We start from the raw sequence: 24,464 nt of genomic DNA, 5'->3' as shown, positions 1-24,464 counted from the left end.
ATAGGTTGCTTTCTATAAGCAACCTTGTTTTTTAATTATTTAACCTGGTGAACAAAGTTTTTGGAGGGAGGATACTAAGTGGTAGGAGAAGAATATGTCCTAAGGATGGAAGGTATTAAAAAAGAATATTTTGGAAATAAGGTATTAAAAGGTGTAGATTTAAAAATTAAAGAGGGAGAAATCCATGCACTTTTAGGAGAAAACGGCGCTGGAAAATCTACTTTAATGAATATACTTTTTGGTATGCCTGTGGTTCATTCCACAGGAGGGTATGAAGGAGAGGTATTTATAAGTGGTGAGAAGGTTTGTTTAAAATCTCCTAAAGAAGCTATGGAAAAAGGAATTGGTATGGTGCATCAGGAATTTATGCTAATACCAGGTTTTAGTATTACAGAAAATATAAAACTAAATAGGGAACATACTAAGCATAATCTAGTCAGTAGAGTTTTAGGAAAAAGTCTTAAGAACCTAGATTTCAATGAAATGAATAAGGATTCAAAAGAGGCTTTAAAAACTGCAGGTTTGGATATAGAAGAGTGGGTAAAGGTATCTGGATTACCAGTTGGTTATATGCAATTTATAGAAATTGCCAGGGAAATAGATAAGAAAAATATTAAATTAATGGTTTTTGATGAACCTACAGCTGTTCTTACAGAAAGTGAAGCTGAAAAATTAATGGAAGCTATGAAAAACATAGCTAAAGCGGGCATAGCAATAATCTTTATAACTCATAGATTAGATGAAGTTATGGCAGTATGCCATAACATAACTATATTAAGAGATGGAGAGTTAGTTGCCACTAGAAAGAAGGAAGAGACTAATATTATAGAGCTAGCTCAATTAATGGTAGGTAGAAGTATTGATAGAATAGCTAAGGATAACGAACAAGAAAGTAATAAAAAAGAAGTAATTATGAGTATTAATAATTTAATAGTAGATATGCCTGGAGAAGAAGTTAAAGGAGTAAACTTAGAAGTTTTTAAAGGAGAAATATTAGGCATAGGTGGGCTAGCGGGCCAAGGTAAAATAGGGATAGCTAATGGTATTATGGGGCTATTCAATTCAAAAGGAGAAGTAGTATTTGAGGATAAGCCTTTAAAGTTAAATAATCCAAGAGAGGCTTTAAAAAGCAAAATAGCCTTTGTTTCAGAGGATAGAAGAGGGGTAGGGCTTCTTTTAGATAAGTCTATTGAATTAAATATAGTTGTAACTTCTATGGAGATAAATGGAAGCTACATTAAAAACTATGGATTATTTACACAGATTAATAATAAATTAATTAGAGAACACGCTTTAAATATGATTAAGGATTTAGATATAAGATGTACGGGACCTCAGCAGCTTACAAGAAGATTAAGCGGAGGAAATCAGCAAAAGGTTTGTATTGCAAGAGCTCTTACATTAAATCCGAAGGTTCTTTTTGTTTCAGAACCTACAAGAGGTATAGATATAGGAGCTAAGAAATTAGTCCTAGAATTATTAGTAAAACTTAGTAGGGAGCTTGGAATGACAGTTATAATAACTTCTAGCGAATTGGCTGAACTTAGATCTGTTTGTGATAGGGTTGCTATTGTATCTGAAGGAAAATTAGCAGGGGTTTTAAAACCTGAAGATAGCGATGTAGATTTTGGATTACTTATGGCTGGACATAAAAATGCTTTAAGAAGGGAGGAGTCTTTAAATGAAAACTACAATTAAAGACTTAATTGATAAAATAGGATTACCGCGCCTTATTATAACCACCTTCTTTATAATCCTATGTATTTTATCAGTAGGATTAAAATTGTCACTACCTGATTTAATATCAGATACCTTAGTAAGAGTAGGAATGAATGGTGTATTAGTTCTTGCTATGGCACCTGGAATATTATGTGGAATAGGACTTAACTTTGGTTTGCCTCTAGGTATACTAGCAGGACTTCTTGCAGGATTAATAAGTATAGAGATGAACTTAAGAGGATTTACGGCTCTATTTGTAGCTATATTAATATCGATTCCTTTATCTAGTATAGTAGGGTACTTATATGGATTACTGTTAAATAGGGTCAAGGGATCAGAAATGATGGTTTCAACCTACGCAGGTTTCTCATCTGTATCTTTAATGTGTATAGGATGGCTTTTAATTCCTTTTCAAAGTGCGGAGCTAAAATGGCCAATTGGTAAAGGATTAAGAACTACTATAACTCTTTCAGGAAGATATGATAAACAATTAGATAATTTTCTATCATTTAAACTTATGGGAATAAAATTTCCAACAGGACTAATTTTTGCGTTTTTAATATGTTGTTTGATTATGTGGCTAATCTTAAGAAGTAAGTCTGGAGTAGCCATGATAGCTGCAGGAAGCAACCCAAAGTTTGCAGAAGCTTCTGGAATAAATGTAGACAAGTCAAGATTATTAGGCACAATGTTATCTACAATTTTTGGTGCGGTAGGAATTATTATATATGCACAAAGTTATGGATTTTATCAACTTTATCAAGCTCCAATGATGATGGGGTTTGCAGCGGTAGCGGCAATTCTAATTGGTGGTGCTTCAGCTACTAATGCTAAGATATCTCATGTTATCATAGGAACTATACTATTCCAAGGTTTATTAACTATAGGTCTTCCTGTTGCTAATAAAATAGTTACTGAAGGAAACCTAGCAGAAGTAGTAAGAATAATAGTGAGCAATGGTATAATTCTCTATGCATTAACAAAAGTAGGAGGAGGGGATGTAAGTGAATAGCGATTTTTCATCAAAGTTAAAAAAGGCGATTTTTGATAATATTGTTACCATATTATTTGTTATTTTATGCATTGCAGGAATAAAGCTTTCAGCACAACCTTTATCCTTTGTATTAGATGAACTAGTAGTAAGAATTGCGAGAAACTCCTTCTTAGTACTCGCTCTTATAATACCTGTAATTGCAGGTATGGGATTAAATTTTGGTATCGTAATTGGAGCTATGGCAGGGCAAATTGCCGTTATAGCTGTAACTCATTGGAACGTAGGTGGCATAGCAGGATTTCTATTATGCGTATTATTAAGTACACCATTAGCTATTATTTTTGGATACCTAACAGGAAAATTATTAAATAAAACAAAGGGACAAGAAATGATAGCAAGTATGATATTGGGGTTATTTGCTAATGGGTTATATCAATTTTTATTCTTATTTTTAGTAGGTACTATTATTCCTATGAAAAATCCCGTATTAGTGTTAAGTGGAGGAATGGGAATAAAAAATACCGTAGATTTAAAGGATGGTATAAAATATTCCTTAGATAATTTATTTAATAAATTTATAAAATTATCTTTGTATGACGTAATGATAATTTTATTAGCAGTTATAATATTATATAACTTATATAATATTATAAAATACAAAAAAGAATATATTAAAAGAATAATATATGTAAGTTTATCTATTGTTGTTATTATATTGATAAATATATTACCAAAATTTAAATTCACATTAGAGTTTATTAATGTACCTATAGCAACAATGATAGTAATAGGTATATTGTGTTTATTTAATGTATTTATAGTAAAAACTAAGTTAGGTCAAGATATGCGTACTGTAGGTCACAGTATGCAAGTGGCTAACGCTTCAGGAATTAAAGTTAATAAAGTAAGAATAATAGCAATAATAATTTCTACAGTTTTAGGGGCTTGGGGGCAATTAATATTCCTTCAGAATATAGGAACCTTAAATACTTATGGTAGCCATGAACAGGTAGGTATGTTTGCTATAGCTGCACTCTTAATAGGAGGTGCATCTGTATCTAAGGCTACAAATGGTCAAGCTATATTAGGAATAATATTGTTCCACACTTTATTTATAGTTTCACCTATGGCTGGAAAAAACCTATTTGATAATCCTCAAATAGGAGAATATTTTAGAGTGTTTGTGGCATATGGAGTAATAGGAGTATCCCTAGGACTACATGCTTGGAAAAAGGGAGTACAAATGAAAAATAAATCCATGTCTGCTTAAAATAAGAACACCTGTAATTTTATTAATTACAGGTGTTTTTTATTTTTGAATAAAAAAAGTAAGTAATGATTAAAATAAAGTATTAATATAGTTGTGGTGATAGTACGTATGAATAACAATTTAGAAGAAAATATTAATAAAATTAAGAATCATTTAGAAGAAGGTAGCTCCTTAATAGTTAAAAAGTTCTTTATTGGAACTGATGAATATATAGAAGCTGCATTAATATTTATAAATGGACTAGTAGATAAGAATGCGATTAATAGAGATATATTACAACCACTAATGATAGAAGCGAGGGAAAACTTAAAAGGTAAAGAGGATTTGGAAAGCTATATATGTAAAAAATATATATGCGTAGGAGATAATATACTAGAAAATGACATTAATAAAACTGTAGATTCAATAAAATTTGGGAATGCTGTATTAATATTAGAAGATTGCTTAAAATACATTATTATAGAATCTAGTGGTGGAAATTACAGAGCTATTTCAGAACCTGAAAATGAGAGTACTGTTAGAGGTCCGAGAGAGGCTTTTATCGAAAATATGGAGATAAATTTAAGTATTATAAAAAGAAGAATAAAGGACAAAAATTTAGTAATAGAGAAATTTGTGATAGGAAAAATATCCCAATCTGAAGTTGCAATGGTATATATAAAGGGAATAGTAAACGAAAAAACTTTAAAATCTGTAAGAGATAAAATTAAAAATATTAATAAAAATATTGACGTCATTATAGGTGTAGGTCAGTTAGGACAATATATTGAAAATCATACATACAGTGTTTTTCCGCAATATTATATTACAGAAAGGGCAGATGTTGTTGAAGCTAATATAGTTGAAGGAAAAATTGGATTATTTGTAGAGGGCAGCCCACAAGTAGCCACTGTGCCAGCGTTATTTATCGAGTTTTTTCAAACATCTGAAGATTATTATCAAAGATTTATTGTAGCATCATTTATAAGATTCTTAAGGATTATATCAATATTTGTGGTTATATCTTTTAGCTCTATATATTTGAATTTCGCAAAATTTAATATAGAAGCCCTATCCATAAAATTAGCTTTACCTATAATAAGATCTAGATCAGAAATAGCACTAAATCCCTTTTTTGAAATACTCATTATGGAGGTATTTATTGAGGTTTTAAGGGAGGGCGGAATAAGACTTCCTAGTAAAGTTGCTCAAACCCTAAGCGTAATTGGAGGTATAATAATTGGGGAAATGTCTGTTAGGGCTAAAATTGTAAGTCCTGACACTTTGTTAGTAGTTGGTGCATCTGTTATTGCTTCGTTTTTAATTCCTAACTATGAAATGACTTTAACTATTAGATTATTAAAGTTTCCACTACTGGTAATTTCAAATTTTATGGGGGCACTAGGCATTGTTTTGTTTTGGTTTGTAATGATAGTTCATTTGTTATCATTAGATAGTTTTGGAGTTCCTTATATTTCATTAAACCAGTCTGATTTAAAAGATATTTTTATTAGAGCACCTTTATGGAAGATGGATAAAAGGCCAGAAGATATTGGGCCAGAAGATAAAGTGAGACAAAGAAATTTTAAGTATAGGAGGTTTAAGTTTGGAAATAAAGAATAATATACTAACTCCTATAGAATTTATGAGTATCATTATAGGAAATATTATTGGTGTAGGTATATTAGTTTTACCTGCCAATGTGAGTAAATATGCATATGAAGATGGATGGATATCTATAATATTAGGAAGTATATATCCTTTTTATATATGCTTATTAGGAATATACATAAGTAAAATATATCCTGATAAAAACATATTGTTTTTAAGTAGAAAATACTTTGGAAAGATAGTAGGAAATATATTGAATTTTTTATTTTTTACAATATTTATATATAACGCAATAACTGGTTTGGCGCCTACAGGTTATATATTAGTTAATTTCTTAAGCTTTTTTTTAAATAAAAATAATACTATTTTTCTTATTAGTTTAGTAGCTTTATATACTGTGTTTAAGGATTTAAAATTAATAGGGAGACTAAATATTGTTATGTTATTTATAACAATATTTTTACTAACATTTCCGCTGCCTGGAATTAAAGAAGGACAAATGCTAAATATTCGGCCTGTATTTAAATCAAGTATTTCGCAAATATTAAAAGGGGCATATGAAACTATATTTTCATATACAGGTATAGAAGTATTTTTTCTAATATATCCTTATGTAGAAAATAAGAAAAAAATAAAAAGTTATTCACTAAAAGCTTGCTTATTTGTATTAATATCTTATAGTTGGGTACAATTCATATGCTTGTATTATTTAGGGAGTGAAACTATAAATAAAGTAAATTGGCCTTTAATAACTACTACAGAAACTTTGATAATACCTTTAATTAATAATATGAGATATATATTTATTTTTTTATGGGTTAATATAATAATAAAAACTATTTCTAATAATTATTTTTTTAGCACATATATATTTGCAGATATAATAGGAGGAAAAATAGATAGAAAGTTTGTTGTTATATTAGTTTTTCCGGTGATTTTATTTATTAGCACCTACTTTGAGAATGCAGTAATTATTAATAACTTTATCAAATTAGCAACCCCTTTTGTCTTAGCATATACTATTTTTTTTATAACTATAATTGCTATATTAGTAAAAAAGGATGTTAGCTATGGAAAGAATGTATAAATTTTTAGGTGTAATAATTATTATAGTATTTCTATCCTATTATGCAAGGCAGGGGGAAGAGGTTAGATATTCAGAAGAGGTAGCTATTCCTTTTGGAATAGGTTATGATTTGAAATCAAAAGTTGGAGATGAAGTGGTTTATAGTATTCCCATTACTTATTATATATTTGGTAGCGATGGACGCACTAACAATTTAACGGTAGAAGGAGAAGGAAGTTTTGTAATTGAAACTAGGTCTGATAGGCAAAGAAAAATTAATAAAAAAATTTTCAATGGATTGGAAAGAATGTTTATATTTAGTGAAGAGGTAGCTAAAGATGGAATAGCTAATATAATTGACGGTTTATTTAATAGTCATGATATTAATGACCATGCGCTGATGGTAGTATGTAAAGATAAAACAAAACACATACTTGAATATGAGCAACAGGGATATAATAGTTCGACGGAATTTATAGAAGGTCTAATTAAAAATTTAAGATTTTCATATTTCTTTTCAGATGATTTTAAGGTCACAAACGTCTCTTCAAAATCATTAGCAGAAGGAAGAAGAGTTATGTTGCCATATATTGAAATTACACATGAAGGGATAGTAGTTACTGGTGCTGCAATATTTACTAAAGATAGAATGGTATTGAAGCTAAATTTAAACGAAGCTAAAATCATGAATTTATTATCTGGTTCAAAAGGAACTGGAGAATTAACATTAGCGGATGATACTTATAAATTTGTGGGAGCATCGGCGGAAAATAAAAGAAAGGTTAAAGTTATTAAAGAAGGGGATAGATATAAATTTATAATTAATTTAAATATTGATTTAGAAGTAACTTATAATGAGCAAGATATGGATATATTTGAGAATACTAAAAATCTAAGGATATTTAAAGATAGAATGTCTAGGCAAATAGAAGAACAAGGAGAAGAATTTATTCATAAAATGCAAAGTGTATATAAATTGGACTTACTTGAATTAGGTAGAGTAGCATCAGCTAAATATGGTAGACGAACAGGTGTTGACTGGGACGAAGTAGTGAGCAATTCTCAAATAGATGTAAATGTTAATGTTAAAGTTTCAAGGCAGGGAAAAGGAAATTATTAAACGTGAATAAATTTTAATTATTCACGTTTAAATTTTAATCCGATTTTTTCACCCATTAAAACCTTTGTTTCAAAGCCTAAGCTAGTTTGTTCTAATATATCCTTATCAATAGCAACCTTATCTTTCTGTAAAAACAATATAATCGTAGAGCCGCCGAATTTAAAATAACCTTTTTCATCTCCCTTTAACATTTTTTTATTAGGAGAATAAGTTTGGATTATTGAGCCAACGCAGGTAGCTCCAACTTCTAAGTAGAGAACTTCTCCAAAGTTTTCGGTGTGAAATAAAGACCATTCCCTTTTATTTTGGCAGTACAGCTTAGATATTTTATTTAATGCAATAGGGTTAACTGAATAATATTGGCCATTTATTTTTATTGTATCTTCACAAACTCCATCATCCACAAAATGAAATCTATGGTAGTCAGTAGGACATAGTCTTAATATAATACAAGTTCCGTTATTGTATAAAGAAGCAATGGTATCATCGTTAATTAATTCCTTCATACTATAATGAAAGCCTTTTACTTGAACAATTTTATTTAAATCAATACTTTCGTAAATAGATATTCTTCCATCTCCAGGAGAAATAAAAATATTTTTGTCCCTAGAAATAGGTCTATACTGCGATTTGATTTTTCTAATAAAAAATTCATTAAAGGATTTAAAATCATTCAAGTTAAGTTCATATTCGTTCATATTAATATTGAAGTCTTTAACAAAACTCACTATTTTTTTTGAACTTGAGCGGGTATCACAATATTTACCATAAAGACTAGAGAAAACTTTTCTCTTTAAGAAAATTTGTAAGAGTGACATTCCAATAGGTGTGTTATAAGTCCAGTTTAAATATTTTTCCCCAGAAACTTGTTCAATGTCATAAGAGTTAGTTTTTCTATTATATATTTTAATCATATTTTCCTCCAGAGTTTATACTAATGTATTAAGGAATATTTTACATTATCTATATATAAAATGAAAGAAGTTTATATAAATGGCAGCTAATCCAAATTATATTGACAACAAAAATAAATTATAATAAACTATTATAGAAAATACTAATATGTTTCCGTAGCTCAGTAGGATAGAGCGATCGCCTCCTAAGCGGTAGGCCGTGGGTTCGACTCCCGCCGGGAACACCAAAAAAGCCTTCAGTGTAAACTGTGGGCTTTTAATATATTTACAGGAGAATATATTATGAATAAATCCTTTATGAATTATGCTTTAGAAGAGGCTAAAAAGGCTAAAAGTATAAATGAAGTGCCAGTAGGAGCAGTTATTGTTAAGAACAATATTATAATAGGGAGAGGACATAACAGCATAGAAACTTTAAAGGATTCCACTGCTCATGCGGAAATTATAGCAATAAAAAATGCATCTAATTATTTAGGTGATTGGAGATTAAAGGATTGTGAGATGTATGTCACATTAGAACCTTGTCCAATGTGTGCAGGTGCTATAATTCAATCTAGATTAAAGAAAGTTTATATTGGGACTTTTGAGCCTAATTTAGGGGCTTGTGGTTCTGTCATAGATATTTTACAAAATATATATTTAAAAAGTAACGTAGAAGTTCAGTGGATGTATATGGATGAATGTAGTATTATATTAAAAGATTTTTTTAAGGAGCGAAGAAAGTAAAAGGATTATAAATTATTTAATGGTTAATCATTGTATGCTATAAAAATGTATAGTATAATTATATAGAAATTTTAAAGAACTTTATTTAAGGAGAGATGTCCGAGTGGCTTAAGGTGATGGTCTCGAAAACCATTGTAGGATAAATATTCTACCGAGGGTTCAAATCCCTCTCTCTCTGCCAAAAAATAAAAATACAATTTTCTAAAAAGCACTTGAATTAAGTTCGTATTAATAGTATAATAAGTTTTGTCTTAACAGACATAAAAAATTATATTTTATCATGAGTATGGAGAGATGTCCGAGTGGTTTAAGGAGCACGCCTGGAAAGCGTGTGTAGGGGAAACTCTACCGAGGGTTCGAATCCCTCTTTCTCCGCCATATAAACTTTGCCGTGCTAGATGGGGAGTTAGCGGTGCCCTGTACCTGCAATCCGCTACAGCAGGGTTGAATCCCTCGCCTAGGCAATAGTGTGTGAGGCCTGACCTATATAAGTGGCGTTGAGAACTGGGTCCCACGCAACGGAAACTCATGAACCCCGTCAGGTCCGGAAGGAAGCAGCGGTAAGTGAACCTTTTCGTGTGCCGTGGATAAACCTGGTTTGAGCTAACTGTGTAGGTAACGCTCATACACTATTTGTCAAAGCGAGGTGCACGGTTTAATAAAGTAAATTTTGCGCAATAAACTAAAAAGTTTATTGCGTTTTTGTTTTATGTAAAATTTTATGTTTAAAAATAATGTATTTGTATATATAATTAGTTATGTAGAAGGATTTATTTAAGGGGTGAGTTTAAATGGCTTATACTGCTTTATATAGAGAATGGAGACCTAAGAAGTTTAAGGATGTAGTAGGTCAGAAACATATAACTGTCACTTTAAAAAATCAAATAAAAAATAATAGAATAGCTCATGCCTATTTATTTTGTGGAACTAGAGGTACAGGAAAGACATCAACAGCTAAGATATTAGCTAAAGCTGTAAATTGTTTAGACTTACAAGATGGAGAACCTTGCAATGAATGTGAAATGTGTAAAAAGATAAATTCAAATCTTCTAATTGATGTTATAGAATTAGATGCTGCTTCAAATAATGGAGTAGAAAAGATTAGAGAAATAGTTGAAGAAGTAAATTATCCACCTAGAGAAGCTAGGTTTAAGGTATACATAATGGACGAAGTTCATATGCTATCCCAAGGAGCTGTAAATGCTTTCTTAAAAACCTTAGAAGAACCCCCTGCTAATGTAATCTTTATTTTAGCTACTACAGATCCTCAAAAGCTTCCTATAACTATTTTATCAAGATGCCAAAGATTTGATTTTAAAAGAATAAAAAACGGTGATACTTTTGAAAGGCTGAGGGAAATAGTTAAAGAAAAAGGGGTATTTTCCGATGATAAAAGCTTAAGTTTAATTTCTAGAATGTCTGATGGAGCCATGAGAGATGCTTTAAGTATACTAGATCAAGCCATTTCTATGGGAAATGGAAAGGTAGATTATGATAATGTAATTAGCATGTTAGGCTTAGTAACTAATGATAATTTAATTAAACTTACGGATTATTTAATTGATAAAAGTGTTGAAGGAGCTATAAAGACAGTAGAAGAAATAGTACTTAGTGGTAAGGATATACACTTTTTTATAAAAGATATGATTAGTCATATGAGAAATTTATTAATGGTAAAGGTAAGTCAAAGTCCAGAAGAACTTCTAGACATGTCAGAAGAAAACATTATACTTCTAAAAGATCAAGCTGCTAAAATAAGAGTAGAAGAAATAATGAGAAATATAAGGATACTACAAGATGCTGAAGAACAGTCTAAATGGACAAAACAAAGTAGGATATATCTAGAATTAGCTTTAATAAAGATATGTAAAATAGAATATGATACATCCAATGAAGTAATATTATCAAGACTAAATAAATTAGAAGAAGCCATGAAGTCAGGGGAAATAAAAGTAGCTTGTGAGGCTATAATACCAAAGGTTATTAAAGAAAAGGATGCAAGTAAAAAAACAAGTACGGATAATATAAAAATACAACCAGTTAATAACTATAACCCTGATTCAAAAATAAATTTTGATTTAGTAAAGAAATCTTGGAAGGATATATTGGAAACTTTTAAGGGGAAAAGGAATATGGTATTATATGCCTCTTTAATTACTGCCAATCCAGTGGATTGTCAAGATGGTGTTATAACTATAAAATACGATAAAGAATATGCCTTTAATAAACAAAGATTAGAAAGAGATGATAATAAAAACTTAGTTGAAGATATATTTTCTGAGGTACTAAAGGAAAGAGTTAAAATAAAATACATTGTAGAACAAGTAGATAAGGAAGAAACCCCAGAAGAGGATTTAATTAGGGCGTTTGGACATGATATAGTAGAGATAATAGAAGAATAATGCTATAATAATTAACAGTTTAAAGTTTGTTTAAATAAATTTATATATTAAAAGGAGGAATTTTTAATGGCAAAAGGTGGAATGCCTAACTTTGGTGGAGGCAATATGAATAATCTAATGAAACAGGCTCAAAAATTTCAACAGCAAATGGAAGAAATGCAAGAACAGTTACAAAAGAAAGAGTTTAAGGCGAGCGTAGGCGGCGGCACAGTAGTAGCTGTGGCTAATGGAAAAAAAGAAATAGTAGACATTAAAATAAAACCAGAAGCAGTTGATCCAGATGACGTTGAAATGTTAGAAGATCTTATAATGTCTGCTTGTAATGAAGCTTTAAAGAAGGCGGAACAAGAAACTGCTAATGAAATGAAAAAGTTAACAGGTGGATTAAATATTCCTGGAATGTTTTAATTTAAACTTTAAGATGAGGTGAAAGATTTGGATTTTTATCCTATAGCTATAGAAAAGCTCATTGAAGAATTTGCTAAACTTCCTGGTATAGGCAACAAAACTGCTCAAAGACTTGCTTTACATGTATTAAATTTGCCTCAAGAAGAAGTAAAGGAATTTGCTGAAGCTTTGATACAAGCAAGAGGTACTATAAAATATTGTTCTAATTGTGGAAATTTCACAGATAAGGATCCTTGCTCAATATGCAGTAATCCAAATAGGGAAAAGTCTATGATTTGCGTTGTAGAGCAACCTAAAGATATAATGGCAATGGAAAAGGTTAAAGAATACAATGGAATGTACCACGTACTTCATGGAAATATATCTCCTATGGCAGGAAGAGGACCTAATGACATAAAATTAAGGGAGCTTATTAGCAGGATAAATGGTGATATAAAGGAAGTTATAGTAGCTACTAATCCAAATGTAGAAGGTGAAGCTACAGCTATGTATATATCAAAAATATTAAAGCCCTTAGGAGCAAAGGTAACAAGAATAGCACACGGAATACCTGTGGGTGGAGATTTAGAGTATGCAGATGAAGTAACTTTATCTAAGGCTCTAGAAGGTAGAAAAGAAATTTAATAAGTTAATAGTGTATAAACCTCCTGTTTCATGTCAAGAATTAAAATAAAATGAAATGGGAGGTTTTTTTATGAATAAAAATTTTTGGGGAAGACTGAAAAATGATAAGATATATACTGAGGATGAAAAAAGACTAATTAATTCAATTGCAGATGCAATAAGTGAAATTAAAAAAGCAAGAGAATATTTTGAAATGTTTAAAGAGCCACATTTAATAGATTATGCAATATACTTGGAAGAAGCAGCAAAGGCGCGATATACTTATCTTTTGAATGAAGCCAAGGATAAAGAAATAAAAATTCAATACAAATATTTAATAGATGAGTATAATGCAGTATAATTTAAATAGAGTTGTAATATCTATATAATATCAAATGGAATTTGCAAGGGGTGATTTTGTGGAGTATATAGGATATTTTTTAATTTCCCTGTTAGGTTTGGTGTTAATAGTTAAGATATTTTCTTGGCCATTAAGAATGTTAATAAAATTAATTATAAATGGTGTAATGGGAGCTATATTACTCTTTTTAATTAATTCTATAGGAGCTTTCTTTAATTTTACTATAGGTATAAATGCAGTTACAGCCATTATTGCAGGATTTTTTGGTATACCTGGTATAATATTTTTAATACTATTTAAAACGATTATGTAGAAACTATTTTAAAAGCCAATGAAAGGTGATGAAATATGACTTCATACTTAATGGAAATACAGGATTCGGTTATTAAATATGCTAATATAATATCACAAGTATTAAATGTAGAAGTAGAAATAGTTGATGAAAATCTATACAGGGTTGCTGGCACTGGTATCTTTAAAGATGTAATAAATAAAAATATGGCTGAAGTAGGCTATGCTTACAAAAATGTTTTAAAGTCAGGACAAGCTCAAATAATTTATGATCCAGGTAAGGACAAACTGTGTATTCCTTGTCCTAACAGAGATATATGTGAAGAAAAATTTGAAATGAGTAGTCCCATAATACTAAAGGGCCAAACTATTGGTGTTATAGGATTAGTATGTATGACAGATGAACAAAGAGAGCATCTTATGGAAAGATTCGATATTAATATGGAGTTTTTAAAACAGATTTCTGAATTCATAAGTATTGCTGCATATGAAAAAAGAGAAAAAATAAGAAATCATACCTTAATGGAATTATTTAATACAATAATAGATAAGGTAGATCAAGGAGTACTTATATTAAATAAAAATAATTATATTAGTCATATTAATAAAAATGCCTCAAAGTATTTAAGGTTATCGGATAACTATTCTCAAACTAAGGTTTCTATAAGATTTAGTGGAGATAGTATTTTTAATTTGCATGAATATAAGGTTACTATAGATAATGAAAATTACACATTGCTTGGAAGTATATATCCTGTTTATTTAAATGAGGATGAATATGATAAAATATTTTTCTTTCATGATTCAAAGGAATTTAAAGATAGGTTAACTCAAATTTCTACGTCTAAAAAATATATAGATTGTGAAGATATATTAGGAAATAGTGATAAGCTTAATATGTTAAAATCTACAATAAAAAAGGTGGCTTCCTCAACTTCTACAATACTGATTACTGGAGAAAGTGGTACAGGAAAAGAAATGGTTGCAAGGGCAATACATAGTGAAAGTGATCGAAAAGAGCAGCCGTTTGTTGCTATAAATTGTGCAGCAATACCTGATACTCTTCTTGAAAGTGAATTATTTGGTTACGTTAAAGGAGCTTTTACTGGAGCAGATCCTATGGGTAAAATAGGAAAGTTTGAATTATCAAATAAGGGAACTATTTTTTTAGATGAAATAGGAGACATGCCTTTGTACTTACAGACAAAACTTCTAAGGGTTCTCCAGGAACGAAAAGTTATTAGAGTAGGTTCTAACAAAGCCATTGATATAGACGTGAGAGTGCTTGCTGCAACTAATAAAAATTTAGTACAAATGATAGAGGAAAATAAGTTTAGAGAAGACTTGTATTATAGGTTGAATGTAATTCCTATGGAAATTCCTCCTCTAAGAGAAAGAATTGAAGATATTAAAATACTTATTGATTATTTTATAACTAAATATTTAGCTTTGTTTAACAAAGAGTTTTTATCCATAAGAATAGAAAAAGAAGTATGGGATATATTTTATTCCTATCATTGGCCGGGAAATATACGTGAATTAGAAAATACTATAGAATTTATAATTAACATGGTTGGAACAGATGGGGTTATAGATTTAAATACAATTCCTAAAAGTATTTTAAATAAAAAAGGAAAACAAAAAGCTTTAGATGATACTGAAATATGTAATTTAAAAAATCTAGAGAAAAAAGAAATAGAAAAAGCATTAAATTTATATGGAAGAACTACAGAAGGAAAGAAAATTTCAGCTGTAAAGTTAGGGATAGGTATTGCTACATTGTATAGAAAAATTGAAGAATATGAACTTTCTAAATGAAAAAGTTAAAACTCTCTTTTGAAAATAAGGGGAGTTTTATTTTTGCATAAAATACTATTTATATTATTGATGATTAGATGCTAAAATATAAATAATAATTATTTTGTGAATAATGGGGATAAGTTTTCACTCGCTTGGGAATTTATCTTGAAAGAGGTAAGAATATGTTAATAAATAAAAAAGTAATTAAAGCAGAATTTGTAAAAAGACCAAATAGATTTCAAGGCTATGTAAAAATAAATGGTGAGGAACTCATGGTTCATGTGCCAAATACAGGAAGATGTAGAGAAATATTAATTCCAGGATCTGTAGTTATATTGAGGGAAGAAGATAATCCTTTAAGAAAAACAAAATATGATCTTATAGGAGGGTATAAGAACGGTAGATTAATAAATATTGACTCCCAAATACCAAATAAAGTAGTAGAAGAAGCTTTAAAAAAAGGATTAGTAAAGCCTTTGTCAAATTATAATATAATACAAAGAGAAAAAACTTATGGAAATAGTAGATTTGATTTCAAGTTATCTAACGATAAGGGAGAAGAATATTATTTAGAAGTAAAGGGTGTTACATTAGAGGAAAATGGAGTAGCTATGTTTCCAGATGCCCCAACAGAGAGAGGTAAAAAGCATATTTTGGAACTTATTCATATTAAAAAATCTGGAATAGGAGCAGGAATATTGTTTTTAATTCAAATGGATGGGGTAAGTTGTTTTACTCCTCATGGTGAAAGGGATAAACCGTTCTCAGATGCGTTAATAGAAGCTTATGAAAATAAAGTAGATATATTTGCATATGATTGCATTGTTTCAGAGGATTCTATTACTTTAAATAAAGAGGTATGTATAAAACTATAAAAAGATTTTGAAAGGCATGTGATTTGTTATGAAATATAAATATTGTCCGTTGTGTGGCGCAGAATTGATAATAAAAGATAGTTGGGATGAGGGAGGAGTACCATATTGCGCTAAAGATGACATGATGTTTTTCGATACTCCTAAACCTTGTGTAGTTGTGGCGGTTGTAAAGGATGAAGAAATACTCTTACTTAAACAAAGTTATATATTTAAAAATTCTAAAGTACTAGTATCAGGTTATGTTACTACTGGAGAAACTGTTGAGGAAACAGTTTATAGAGAAGTTAAGGAAGAAACGGGAATTACTATAGGAGATATAAAATATTTAGGAAGTGAATTTTTACCCACTAAAGAAATTTTAATGTTAACATTTATGGCTAAATATGTTGACGGTGAAATAAGGAAATCTGAAGAGGTAGAACTAGTCCAATGGGAAAAGATAGAAGACGCCTTGTGTGAGATGCGTGAGGATAAGATAGGTAAGAATCTAGTTAGAAAGGTATTAAATGAAATAGGCTACAAAGGAGATAAGGCTTATAGGTGTGATATTTCTAAAAAATAGTGACAAAAGTTTATGTTATGCATATATTAAAATTAGGTAAAAATGTATTTTGGGGGATTATATGTATAATTGCTACTGGAACATGCATAATTATGATATGATGGACTATGAAGATGATAATGATTTAGAAATGATGTATCCTGAGATTTCTAATAGGGTACGCCCTATGGTGGTAATGCACTGTAATTTATTAGAAAAGAAGTATGGGCCTATGTGCAGACCTAGTCATAAGGAATTAGATGAAATTTGTGAGGATATGTATGAAAAAATTAAAGATCGCTTAGATAGAGATGATGATGATCATCATGACCACGATCACCATGAACATGATGATGATTGTTATAGACAAAGGCGCCGTTATGGAAGAAGAAGAGCATTAAATGACTTATTTAGAGTATTACTACTTGGAGAATTAATTGGAAGAAGAAGAAGACGTAGAAGAAGAAGACCTCATTATGGATATTAATAAAAAGGGCTTAAAATTAAGCCCTTTTTATATTACTCTAATCTAGATAATTCAATTTGAAGTAACTTACTTTCTTTATCATAGTTTACTGAGGAGCTATCTATCATAATTCCTAGTAAAGTTAATTCATTAGTAGATAAATCGTTACCAGGTAAATTCCAATAGTACTCTTCTAACTCATGAGCTCTTGGAAGATTTAATAATTTTTTGATATTATTTAATGTTTCTTCGTTTACACTATCTACATATGCTTTTAAGCATATTAGTTCTTTTCCTTCTTGTATCTTTACATCAACATTAAAATCTTTGCAATTCATTGTGTAACATAAAGTAATAAGCTCATCTATTATTCTAATAATCTTTTGTTTTAAATTTGACATATTTTATTTTTCCTTTCTTAAACTGGTTATAATTGGTAGAAGAATTATAGCTACTAATCCACCAGAAAATCCATTATTATAAAGATTCAATCCTGCGTGAAGATATCCTACATTCATTACCATACAAGCATGTAGAAAACCTGCGATTATTCCATAGACGGGTCCGAAAGTTCCTGAAATTGGAGCTAATGTAGTCCCAAACAGTGTAGCCAGTAACATGCCTGCAGAGTTTATCGACCATATATTAAGGAAACTTGCAATAACAGTACCAAGGGCAACAGGCACAGTGTTTTTAATATGTTTTCCAAAGGCTCCAAAACCTACTATTGTAAATATTCCTGCCATTGTAGGTCCATTTAAATCTCCTTGCACCAAAACTACATATAGAGTAAATATAATTCCTAGTATACCCATATTTATTAAGGAACAGCCTTCTCCAAACTGGAGACAATAGTCAGAAACCATTCTTCCAGGAGTTCTGAAGAGATCTTTTAAATTTTTAAAGCTCTTACCATTTAAATAATATCCAATTATTATCATGGATATGAAAAGTAAATTAAGATATATAAATAGTATTCCTGTATACTCTGTAGACCATAAGTATCTTTGGCCAAAGTTTATTCCAAAAGATCTAAATACAGCCATTATTAAAGTAGCCAATAATCCAGCGGCAAAACCTGAATTGTACAAATTATATCCCTCGTGTATTCGTACGCAATAGGATGATATAGGAGGAAGTATAAATCCTATAAATATACCAAGGGAAATTCCTAAAAATATAGCTAATCCAAAAGGTAGATTACTGGAAAACTGCACCTGACTTACAGTGGGAGATAAGGTACTACCAAAAAGTGCAACTAGTATATAATTTAAGTATGGTTCTTTTTTATATCTAGAATACAGCCAAGTTCCTATAAATATTGGCCATATATTAGATAGGTTTTTTCCGAAAAAAGAAAAGCCAGCCATTGTAAATAAAGCTGCATAGGTGGAGCCATTCGGTTTTACACCTATTTTAATCAATATAAATATACATATTAAGCATATTAGTCCTGAATTTACAAAAGATGCACCTAGTCCACCTATTTGGAGATAGTCTGTTATAAGTATATCAGGTTGCACTACAATGATTTTGAGTCCGGATAAAATTTTATATGGAGAGTCCGAAAGGAATCCAAAAACTAAGAATGAAACGAAGTAAAGTATTAAGATTTTATAACTAGACAATAATGATTTAGTAGTCATTATATTCTCCTTTAAAAAAATATTATTAACAATTTATAAGTTATATTTTAAAATAATAAAAAACATTTGTCTATTGTTAAAAATTTATTTATTATTGTTTTTTTGAAATTTAAGGTATAATTAATAATATTGTTATTTTTATTTTAACTTTGAGGTGATTATATGAAAATTATAGATAATAATTGCAAACATTGTCCAGATTTTAACAATAAAACCTGTAATGGGGATTCAAATAACTGTATGTGTAAAAGATGCCCTAGAAATTTAGGAAAATGCTTAGTTACAAGATATTGCACAGAAACTGAATCAGTGCTTGATTATTAACGCTATATCATACTCTAAAACTTTAGAGTATGATATTTTACTTTTTTGGGTACAATATGTACTAGTAAAATTAAAACTTAATAAAGAGGGTGTGATACATATGCGATATGAAGAACTTAAAATGGTTGTAGCTGAAAACTGTGAAGGTTATGAACCGATAGCATCTGTATTTGTTTCTGATGTTGGAAGTAATATAACGGATAGTTGTGAAAACTGTAAAAATTTTGTTGATGAAAAATGTATAAAAGATTTATTTGATCCAATTAAAGAAAGAATATATAGAAATTAGGGAGGTGTTATAATGGGAAATGCATTTGAAATGATAGCGGTAGGTGAAAATTGTCCTGGTTATTTACCTATATATGATGGTTTTCAGTCTCATACTGTAGAACCAGATACTAAGAGTTGCAGAAGTTGTACAAATTTTAGAGAAGGCAAATGTGTAATAGACTATTATGATAAAGTAGTAGCGAGTTTAGATCAAGCATAATTAAGTGGCAGCATAAAATGCTGTCTCTTTTTGTTATTATTTAGGAAATTAAGGGGCAATAAATATGTTAAATATATATTAAATCTATAAAAAATTGTGTTATAATTAAACTACATTATCAGAATTGTTTTAAAAGACTATAATTATAAAAATAACAGAGCTTAGAAAAAGGTTATTATAAAATATATATATTTTATGAACGTAGAAATTTTAAATATATATATATTTATACAATCTTATAAGATTTACTCATATATGTTCTTACGGAAAAATTCTAAATATCTTCGTGATAATTTATGGTATAAGATCATATTTGGTAAATGTAAAACTTATATTTCTTAGCTTCTGTCATATTAGAAAATCTGCTTCTTTTAAGAAAGTAAGTATCAGCCTTAGGAAGTAACCTGGAACGCAATTAATGATACTTATCAAAAATAAGAAGCAGATTAATTAAAGGGCAGCTTGTGAATAGTTGCCCTAATTTTATTTAATAAAATGAAATTATTATACTGTAATTTTCCTTATCTAAAATTATAGAATTTACTATATCTGTAAGAGATTTTTTTGCACTTTCTTCAGCTTTAAATATATTAGATGTTTCTAATAGTTTTTCCATCATTCTATCTTTAGCTTTTAAATTTAACAGATTATTTTCCTCGGGAGTAAGTTTTAGTTCTCCAAACCGTAATAATCCTGTTTCTGTTTTATAAGTAGTTTTATCCTCTTCTAAAGTAATTCCTCTAATAATAGGTTTAGGTAATTTCATATATATGACCTTACTATCATTCTTAATATTTATGTTAGTAGCTTCTATCATAGATAAATCTATAGAATATATGCCTTTTCCTGTTAAATTTATATAAGTTATCTTTTTAAATATTTCAAAGTTTCCCCAGCTATCATCTAGCATTAGTTCATTATCTAAGGAGGCTTCCATAACTATAAGCTCCTTCTTTTCTTTTAAGGTATTAATTATAGCTTCACTAGTTATAGCTTTTTTAGATATATTTTCTATGGATTTTGTCATTCCTGGTAAAGAAGAGTTTTTCTTAACGAATAAATAGTATGACATATAAAATCCTAAACAAATGGAAAGAATTATTATTATAAAAGTTCTATTTTTTAATATTTTTTTCATATATACCCCTATCTCATTACCAATTATTTAAAAAATTATATAATGAAGGATTTGCGTTTAATTCCTTTATTAAAGATAAATAATCCTTACGCAGTGCTTCATTTTCGTCTTTAGTTTTTATTGCTCTAATCATTAAGTTTTTAGGGGTTTCAAGGGGAGAGATATACTCCACAACGGAAACATCATAACCATAGCTTTCAAGTAACATAGATCTCATGCCATCGGTTAGTACATCCGCCATTCTAGCTTTTAAAAGACCGTATTTTAAAATACCCTTAAAAGGTTCATAACAATATTGGCTTAAAAGTTCTCTATGGCAACAAGGGACTGCAATTATAAGGTCACTGTTTACTCTAATCCCTAAAGCCAGAGCCATATCTGTAGCAGTATCGCAAGCGTGCAGTGAAATTACTACATGTATTTTTTTGTCTGGAAAATAATTTTTAATATCAATAGCTTTAAAGTCCATATTTCTGTAACCTAAGTTTTGCGCCATTTTTTCTGAAGAGTGAATTACATCCTCAGAAATGTCTAACCCAATAAAATGGCATTTTCTTTTCTTTACTTCAGTTAGATAATAGTTTAAAACAAAGGTAAGATAAGATTTTCCACATCCGCAATCTAAAATATTTATAACTTCATCTTGTGGTAATTGGTGAAGAACACTCTCTAGGAGCTCAACATAATGATCTATCTGATTATACTTTCTTACTTTATCATTCTTAACTTTACCATCTTTAGACATTATGCCAATTTCTTTTAAAAGATTATCTGCTTTACCCACTTTAATGTAATAATCTCTATTAAGTAGTGTAGAAGTTTTATTATGAGAATTTGTAGTTTCTTCTTTTATAACCTCTTTTACCTCCAAGTTTTTCATAGTTACCTTTTGGTTAGATGCTTCAATTAATATATTGCTTCCTCTTTCTTTGTATATTATCTTAAGACCATCAAAGCGTTCTGCTTCTTTAGAAATTAAAATATTTAAATCTTTTATATTTAAAGTATTAGTTTTTCCGTTATAATTAAAATCTATGGAATTATTATTATAGGTACCTATACCCTTAAAAGTTTTTAGTCCTGATGAAAAATTTATGGATATTTCTTCAAATATATTTTCATTTTCAGTAAATCTATTTTCTAAACCCATTAAAAATAGATTAAGTTTTGAGATGCTTTGCTTATTCATTTTATACACCTTTTCCTTTAAAGTATTATTTTTAATACTAATATAAACATAAAAAAAATATATATCAATATTTTTTTATAATAATTAACCATATGTTATAATGATAAATAGTAATAAATAGTTTCGGAGAGATGGAATGAATAATAAAAAAAATATAATAACTATAAGCTTAATATTTATAACCATGATTTTAACAGCAGTTTGTGAAGGTATAAGGGGAGTTTTCGTACCTACATTTCAGAAGGTCTTTAGTGTTAACGATACTCAAATAGCTTATATATTTACTATTGGATCTATAGGCTATATTGCGTTTACATATATTGGCGGTATATTATGTGAAAAAATAGGTCAAAAGAAAGTTATTCTTTTGGGATTCTTATCCTTAATAATCTCCCTTATAGGATTTTATTTTACTAATGAATATATAGGACTTCTTATATATATGTTTATAATGAACATTGGATTATCTTTATGTTCTATTGCAATAAATACCTTAGTTCCCGTTTTATTTATAAGTTTTCAAGCACTACTGATGAACTTTACACACTTTTGCTATGGGGTAGGTATAACAGCTACTCAAAGAACGGTAGGAATACTTTTATATAACGGTGTGCAATGGAGAGATATATATATATTTATTTCTTTTTTATATATAATTATGATAATAGCTTTCTACTTTACTAAAGTACCAGAACCGCATAAGGTAAAAAACGAAGAGGGACAAGTTAGCGGATTGATAGATAAAAGATTAATTTTTTATTATATGTGTGCTTTAGGATTTTATGTATCAGCAGAAGTGGCCACACAAAATTGGTTTATTAACTTTATGTATAAGGTACATAGTCTTAATGAAAAAGATGGTTCTTTTTATATTTCCTTATTTTTTGCTCTATTTGCAATAGGAAGATTAGTTGGAGGATTTATAGTAGATAGGATAGGTCACATAAAATCTGTGCTAATCTTTACTATTATTAGTGTAATTTTATTCACTATAGGATTATTTATGAATGTAAAGGGACTAATAATTATATCATTGTCAGGCTTTTTCTTTTCAATAACTTTTCCTACAATTGTTGTAACTATTAGCAAGGTTTTTAAGGAAAAGAGTGCATATATAACAGGAATTATCATAACAGTATCTTCTTTAATAAATATGATGTTTAATCAATTAATAGGAGAGTTAAATAGAATAATAGGTGTAGAAAAAGCTTTTTATTTTATACCAATAAGTTTAATTATATCTACTGTATTTATTTACGGTATAAAAATAAAAACTAAGGAAATAATATCTTAGAATATAGGCTGGGTGAATATTATTATGAATTATAAAAATGTAACCATTCAATTAGTAAGTGGTAGTAACAATGAGTACTTAATTAAAGATGAGATAGGAATTAGTTTAGGAAGAATATATATAGTAGAGTTATCTAAAGATAATAGCTATTGTATTTTTAGAGTAAAGTTTTATAAAAATGAAGAAGAAAGTTATGAGTATCTAAAAAGTGCTATAAATAAAATGATAACTACTCTTTTTAACAATATGGATATAGAAAAAATAAATATATTGGTAGCTGAGGATATAAAGGTTTCTTCTTTTGTAAGTTTAGGCTTTGAACTTGAAGGAGTTATAACTAGTAGTATAGGTAAGGGTAATAATCGTAAAGATGAGCTTATATTCGGAATAGATAAATATACGTTTAATAATAAGGTTATAAGAAAAACTTTATTAGAAGGAAGAAAGATAAGCTTGAAGATTTTAACACCAGAAGATGCTGAACAAATACTAGAATATTATATAAATAACAAAGAACACTTGGAGCCTTATGAACCTTCAAGAGAAAAGGATTTTTACACACTAGCTTTTCAAAGAAGAACTTTGGTAGAAAGTTATAAGCAGTTTTTAAATGGTTCAGCAGTAAACTTTGGAATATATAAAAAAGATAGATTTATAGGAAAGATAAGATTATCTAATATAATTGAGGGGGCTTTTAGAAATTGTTTTGTTGGATATTCTATTGATAAGGGAGAACAGGGAAATGGATATATGAAAGATGCTTTAAAATTAATAATAGAATATGCTTTTAATGATCTTAATTTACATAGAGTGGAAGCATCTACACTTACAGACAATGTAAAATCTCAAGGAGTTCTAAGAAGTTGTGGGTTTAATGAAATTGGATTAAATAAAGACTATCTATATATAAATGGAAGATGGAGAGATCATATAACTTTTAGTAAAGTAAAGGGTGGCTTTAACAACTTGCTCTAGTGTATCAATAGTTAAGATGAAGAGTAATATGTAGTAATTAAAAGAATTCAAAGGTTATTTAAGCGTATTGAGGTTTATTGAGGATTGCTGGTATGATAATTATGTTAGAATAACAAATGTTCCTTGAAACAAGAAAATAAATGACGAAAGTTAAAAAAACTTGTTGACAGGAATCGAAAAAAATGATATTATAGAAAAGTCGCAAATGCGACATGGTCTTTGAAAATTAAACAGAGTACATTAAGCCAGTCGATTCTTTTAA

Annotated in this window: 25 protein-coding genes, 3 tRNA genes and 1 other RNA gene; 24 read left to right on the top strand and 5 right to left on the bottom strand. The window is 29.1% G+C overall.

The window, feature by feature from the left end; all coding sequences use genetic code 11:
* Window positions 1-78: 78 nt before the first annotated feature.
* From ABDZ69_RS17000 to ABDZ69_RS16975, 6 genes are all read left to right on the top strand, one after another.
* Window positions 79-1,698 carry a sugar ABC transporter ATP-binding protein gene (locus tag ABDZ69_RS17000; protein WP_343771611.1) on the top strand — a complete coding sequence of 540 codons (1,620 nt, stop codon included), beginning with the start codon at window positions 79-81 and terminating at the stop codon, window positions 1,696-1,698.
* Entirely contained in the window at window positions 1,682-2,731 is a 1,050-nt protein-coding gene (locus ABDZ69_RS16995; RefSeq protein ID WP_343771610.1) for an ABC transporter permease subunit, read from the top strand. The genes ABDZ69_RS17000 and ABDZ69_RS16995 overlap by 17 nt, the downstream gene beginning before the upstream one ends.
* Window positions 2,724-3,983 (top strand): ABC transporter permease subunit, encoded by a 1,260-nt coding sequence (locus tag ABDZ69_RS16990; protein ID WP_343771609.1) that lies wholly within the window; start codon window positions 2,724-2,726, stop codon window positions 3,981-3,983. Before ABDZ69_RS16995 ends, ABDZ69_RS16990 begins: the two co-directional genes overlap by 8 nt.
* A 108-nt stretch (window positions 3,984-4,091) precedes the next feature.
* The gene (locus ABDZ69_RS16985; protein WP_343771607.1) at window positions 4,092-5,585 is read left to right on the top strand and encodes a spore germination protein; all 1,494 of its coding nucleotides are present in this window, start codon (window positions 4,092-4,094) and stop codon (window positions 5,583-5,585) included.
* On the top strand, window positions 5,569-6,660 hold the full coding sequence (locus ABDZ69_RS16980; RefSeq protein WP_343771605.1) for a GerAB/ArcD/ProY family transporter: 1,092 nt from the start codon (window positions 5,569-5,571) through the stop codon (window positions 6,658-6,660). Before ABDZ69_RS16985 ends, ABDZ69_RS16980 begins: the two co-directional genes overlap by 17 nt.
* Window positions 6,644-7,759, top strand: coding sequence for a Ger(x)C family spore germination protein (locus tag ABDZ69_RS16975; RefSeq protein WP_343771604.1), 1,116 nt, complete (start codon window positions 6,644-6,646; stop codon window positions 7,757-7,759). Before ABDZ69_RS16980 ends, ABDZ69_RS16975 begins: the two co-directional genes overlap by 17 nt.
* Window positions 7,760-7,776: 17 nt before the next feature.
* On the opposite strand, the gene ABDZ69_RS16970 is transcribed toward ABDZ69_RS16975, so the two are convergent.
* A complete protein-coding gene (locus ABDZ69_RS16970) occupies window positions 7,777-8,673 on the bottom strand; it encodes a phosphatidylserine decarboxylase (protein WP_343771602.1) in 897 nt (298 codons plus the stop codon).
* A gap of 150 nt (window positions 8,674-8,823) precedes the next feature.
* Here ABDZ69_RS16970 and ABDZ69_RS16965 point away from each other — a divergent pair.
* From ABDZ69_RS16965 to ABDZ69_RS16900, 14 genes are all read left to right on the top strand, one after another.
* Window positions 8,824-8,900, top strand: a tRNA-Arg gene (locus ABDZ69_RS16965).
* 55 nt (window positions 8,901-8,955) lie between these two features.
* Window positions 8,956-9,399, top strand: a complete 444-nt coding sequence (locus ABDZ69_RS16960; protein ID WP_343771601.1) for a nucleoside deaminase — start codon at window positions 8,956-8,958, stop codon at window positions 9,397-9,399.
* Between the two features lie 89 nt (window positions 9,400-9,488).
* Window positions 9,489-9,580 (top strand) — tRNA-Ser (locus tag ABDZ69_RS16955).
* A 107-nt stretch (window positions 9,581-9,687) separates the two neighbouring features.
* Window positions 9,688-9,777, top strand: a tRNA-Ser gene (locus ABDZ69_RS16950).
* Between the two features lie 11 nt (window positions 9,778-9,788).
* An RNA gene (ffs, locus tag ABDZ69_RS16945) (signal recognition particle sRNA large type) lies at window positions 9,789-10,053 on the top strand.
* A 137-nt stretch (window positions 10,054-10,190) separates the two neighbouring features.
* Window positions 10,191-11,801 (top strand): DNA polymerase III subunit gamma/tau, encoded by a 1,611-nt coding sequence (dnaX, locus tag ABDZ69_RS16940; RefSeq protein WP_343771600.1) that lies wholly within the window; start codon window positions 10,191-10,193, stop codon window positions 11,799-11,801.
* A 66-nt stretch (window positions 11,802-11,867) separates the two neighbouring features.
* Entirely contained in the window at window positions 11,868-12,209 is a 342-nt protein-coding gene (locus ABDZ69_RS16935) for a YbaB/EbfC family nucleoid-associated protein (RefSeq protein ID WP_343771599.1), read from the top strand.
* Window positions 12,210-12,236: 27 nt separating this feature from the next.
* A complete protein-coding gene (gene recR, locus ABDZ69_RS16930; RefSeq protein ID WP_343771597.1) occupies window positions 12,237-12,833 on the top strand; it encodes a recombination mediator RecR in 597 nt (198 codons plus the stop codon).
* Window positions 12,834-12,903: 70 nt separating this feature from the next.
* Complete coding sequence (locus ABDZ69_RS16925) at window positions 12,904-13,173, top strand: YaaL family protein (RefSeq protein WP_425544672.1); 270 nt, start codon at window positions 12,904-12,906, stop codon at window positions 13,171-13,173.
* A 34-nt stretch (window positions 13,174-13,207) separates the two neighbouring features.
* A complete protein-coding gene (locus ABDZ69_RS16920; protein WP_343771593.1) occupies window positions 13,208-13,486 on the top strand; it encodes a pro-sigmaK processing inhibitor BofA family protein in 279 nt (92 codons plus the stop codon).
* 35 nt (window positions 13,487-13,521) lie between these two features.
* Complete coding sequence (locus ABDZ69_RS16915) at window positions 13,522-15,282, top strand: sigma-54-dependent Fis family transcriptional regulator (RefSeq protein ID WP_343771591.1); 1,761 nt, start codon at window positions 13,522-13,524, stop codon at window positions 15,280-15,282.
* Window positions 15,283-15,446: 164 nt separating this feature from the next.
* Window positions 15,447-16,139 (top strand): DNA/RNA nuclease SfsA, encoded by a 693-nt coding sequence (sfsA, locus tag ABDZ69_RS16910; RefSeq protein ID WP_343771589.1) that lies wholly within the window; start codon window positions 15,447-15,449, stop codon window positions 16,137-16,139.
* Between the two features lie 28 nt (window positions 16,140-16,167).
* Window positions 16,168-16,701, top strand: a complete 534-nt coding sequence (locus ABDZ69_RS16905; RefSeq protein ID WP_343771588.1) for an NAD(+) diphosphatase — start codon at window positions 16,168-16,170, stop codon at window positions 16,699-16,701.
* Window positions 16,702-16,762: 61 nt separating this feature from the next.
* Window positions 16,763-17,167, top strand: coding sequence for a hypothetical protein (locus tag ABDZ69_RS16900; protein ID WP_343771586.1), 405 nt, complete (start codon window positions 16,763-16,765; stop codon window positions 17,165-17,167).
* A gap of 32 nt (window positions 17,168-17,199) precedes the next feature.
* Here ABDZ69_RS16900 and ABDZ69_RS16895 read toward each other — a convergent pair whose 3' ends face one another.
* Both ABDZ69_RS16895 and ABDZ69_RS16890 read right to left on the bottom strand, forming a co-directional pair.
* Window positions 17,200-17,547, bottom strand: coding sequence for a hypothetical protein (locus tag ABDZ69_RS16895; protein WP_343771584.1), 348 nt, complete (start codon window positions 17,545-17,547; stop codon window positions 17,200-17,202).
* A gap of 3 nt (window positions 17,548-17,550) precedes the next feature.
* Window positions 17,551-18,792: a DUF1576 domain-containing protein gene (locus ABDZ69_RS16890; RefSeq protein ID WP_343771582.1), complete on the bottom strand. Its 1,242-nt coding sequence runs from the start codon at window positions 18,790-18,792 to the stop codon at window positions 17,551-17,553.
* 424 nt (window positions 18,793-19,216) lie between these two features.
* Between ABDZ69_RS16890 and ABDZ69_RS16885 the strand changes: the two genes are divergently transcribed.
* Both ABDZ69_RS16885 and ABDZ69_RS16880 read left to right on the top strand, forming a co-directional pair.
* Window positions 19,217-19,405 carry a hypothetical protein gene (locus ABDZ69_RS16885; protein ID WP_343771580.1) on the top strand — a complete coding sequence of 63 codons (189 nt, stop codon included), beginning with the start codon at window positions 19,217-19,219 and terminating at the stop codon, window positions 19,403-19,405.
* Window positions 19,406-19,417: 12 nt separating this feature from the next.
* Complete coding sequence (locus tag ABDZ69_RS16880) at window positions 19,418-19,606, top strand: hypothetical protein (protein WP_343771578.1); 189 nt, start codon at window positions 19,418-19,420, stop codon at window positions 19,604-19,606.
* A gap of 487 nt (window positions 19,607-20,093) precedes the next feature.
* Here ABDZ69_RS16880 and ABDZ69_RS16875 read toward each other — a convergent pair whose 3' ends face one another.
* Both ABDZ69_RS16875 and ABDZ69_RS16870 read right to left on the bottom strand, forming a co-directional pair.
* A complete protein-coding gene (locus ABDZ69_RS16875; RefSeq protein WP_343771576.1) occupies window positions 20,094-20,744 on the bottom strand; it encodes a DUF4230 domain-containing protein in 651 nt (216 codons plus the stop codon).
* A 16-nt stretch (window positions 20,745-20,760) separates the two neighbouring features.
* Window positions 20,761-21,933 (bottom strand): class I SAM-dependent methyltransferase, encoded by a 1,173-nt coding sequence (locus ABDZ69_RS16870; RefSeq protein ID WP_343771574.1) that lies wholly within the window; start codon window positions 21,931-21,933, stop codon window positions 20,761-20,763.
* Between the two features lie 136 nt (window positions 21,934-22,069).
* Between ABDZ69_RS16870 and ABDZ69_RS16865 the strand changes: the two genes are divergently transcribed.
* Window positions 22,070-23,227, top strand: coding sequence for an MFS transporter (locus ABDZ69_RS16865; protein WP_343771572.1), 1,158 nt, complete (start codon window positions 22,070-22,072; stop codon window positions 23,225-23,227).
* Window positions 23,228-23,248: 21 nt separating this feature from the next.
* Window positions 23,249-24,202, top strand: a complete 954-nt coding sequence (locus ABDZ69_RS16860) for a GNAT family N-acetyltransferase (protein ID WP_425544674.1) — start codon at window positions 23,249-23,251, stop codon at window positions 24,200-24,202.
* Window positions 24,203-24,464: the final 262 nt, after the last annotated feature.

It is taken from the genome of Clostridium malenominatum (assembly GCF_039521365.1).
GTDB lineage: Bacteria > Bacillota > Clostridia > Clostridiales > Clostridiaceae > Clostridium_AW > Clostridium_AW malenominatum.
Note: the sequence above shows the minus strand (reverse complement) of the source record. Positions and strands in the feature narration are given on the sequence as shown.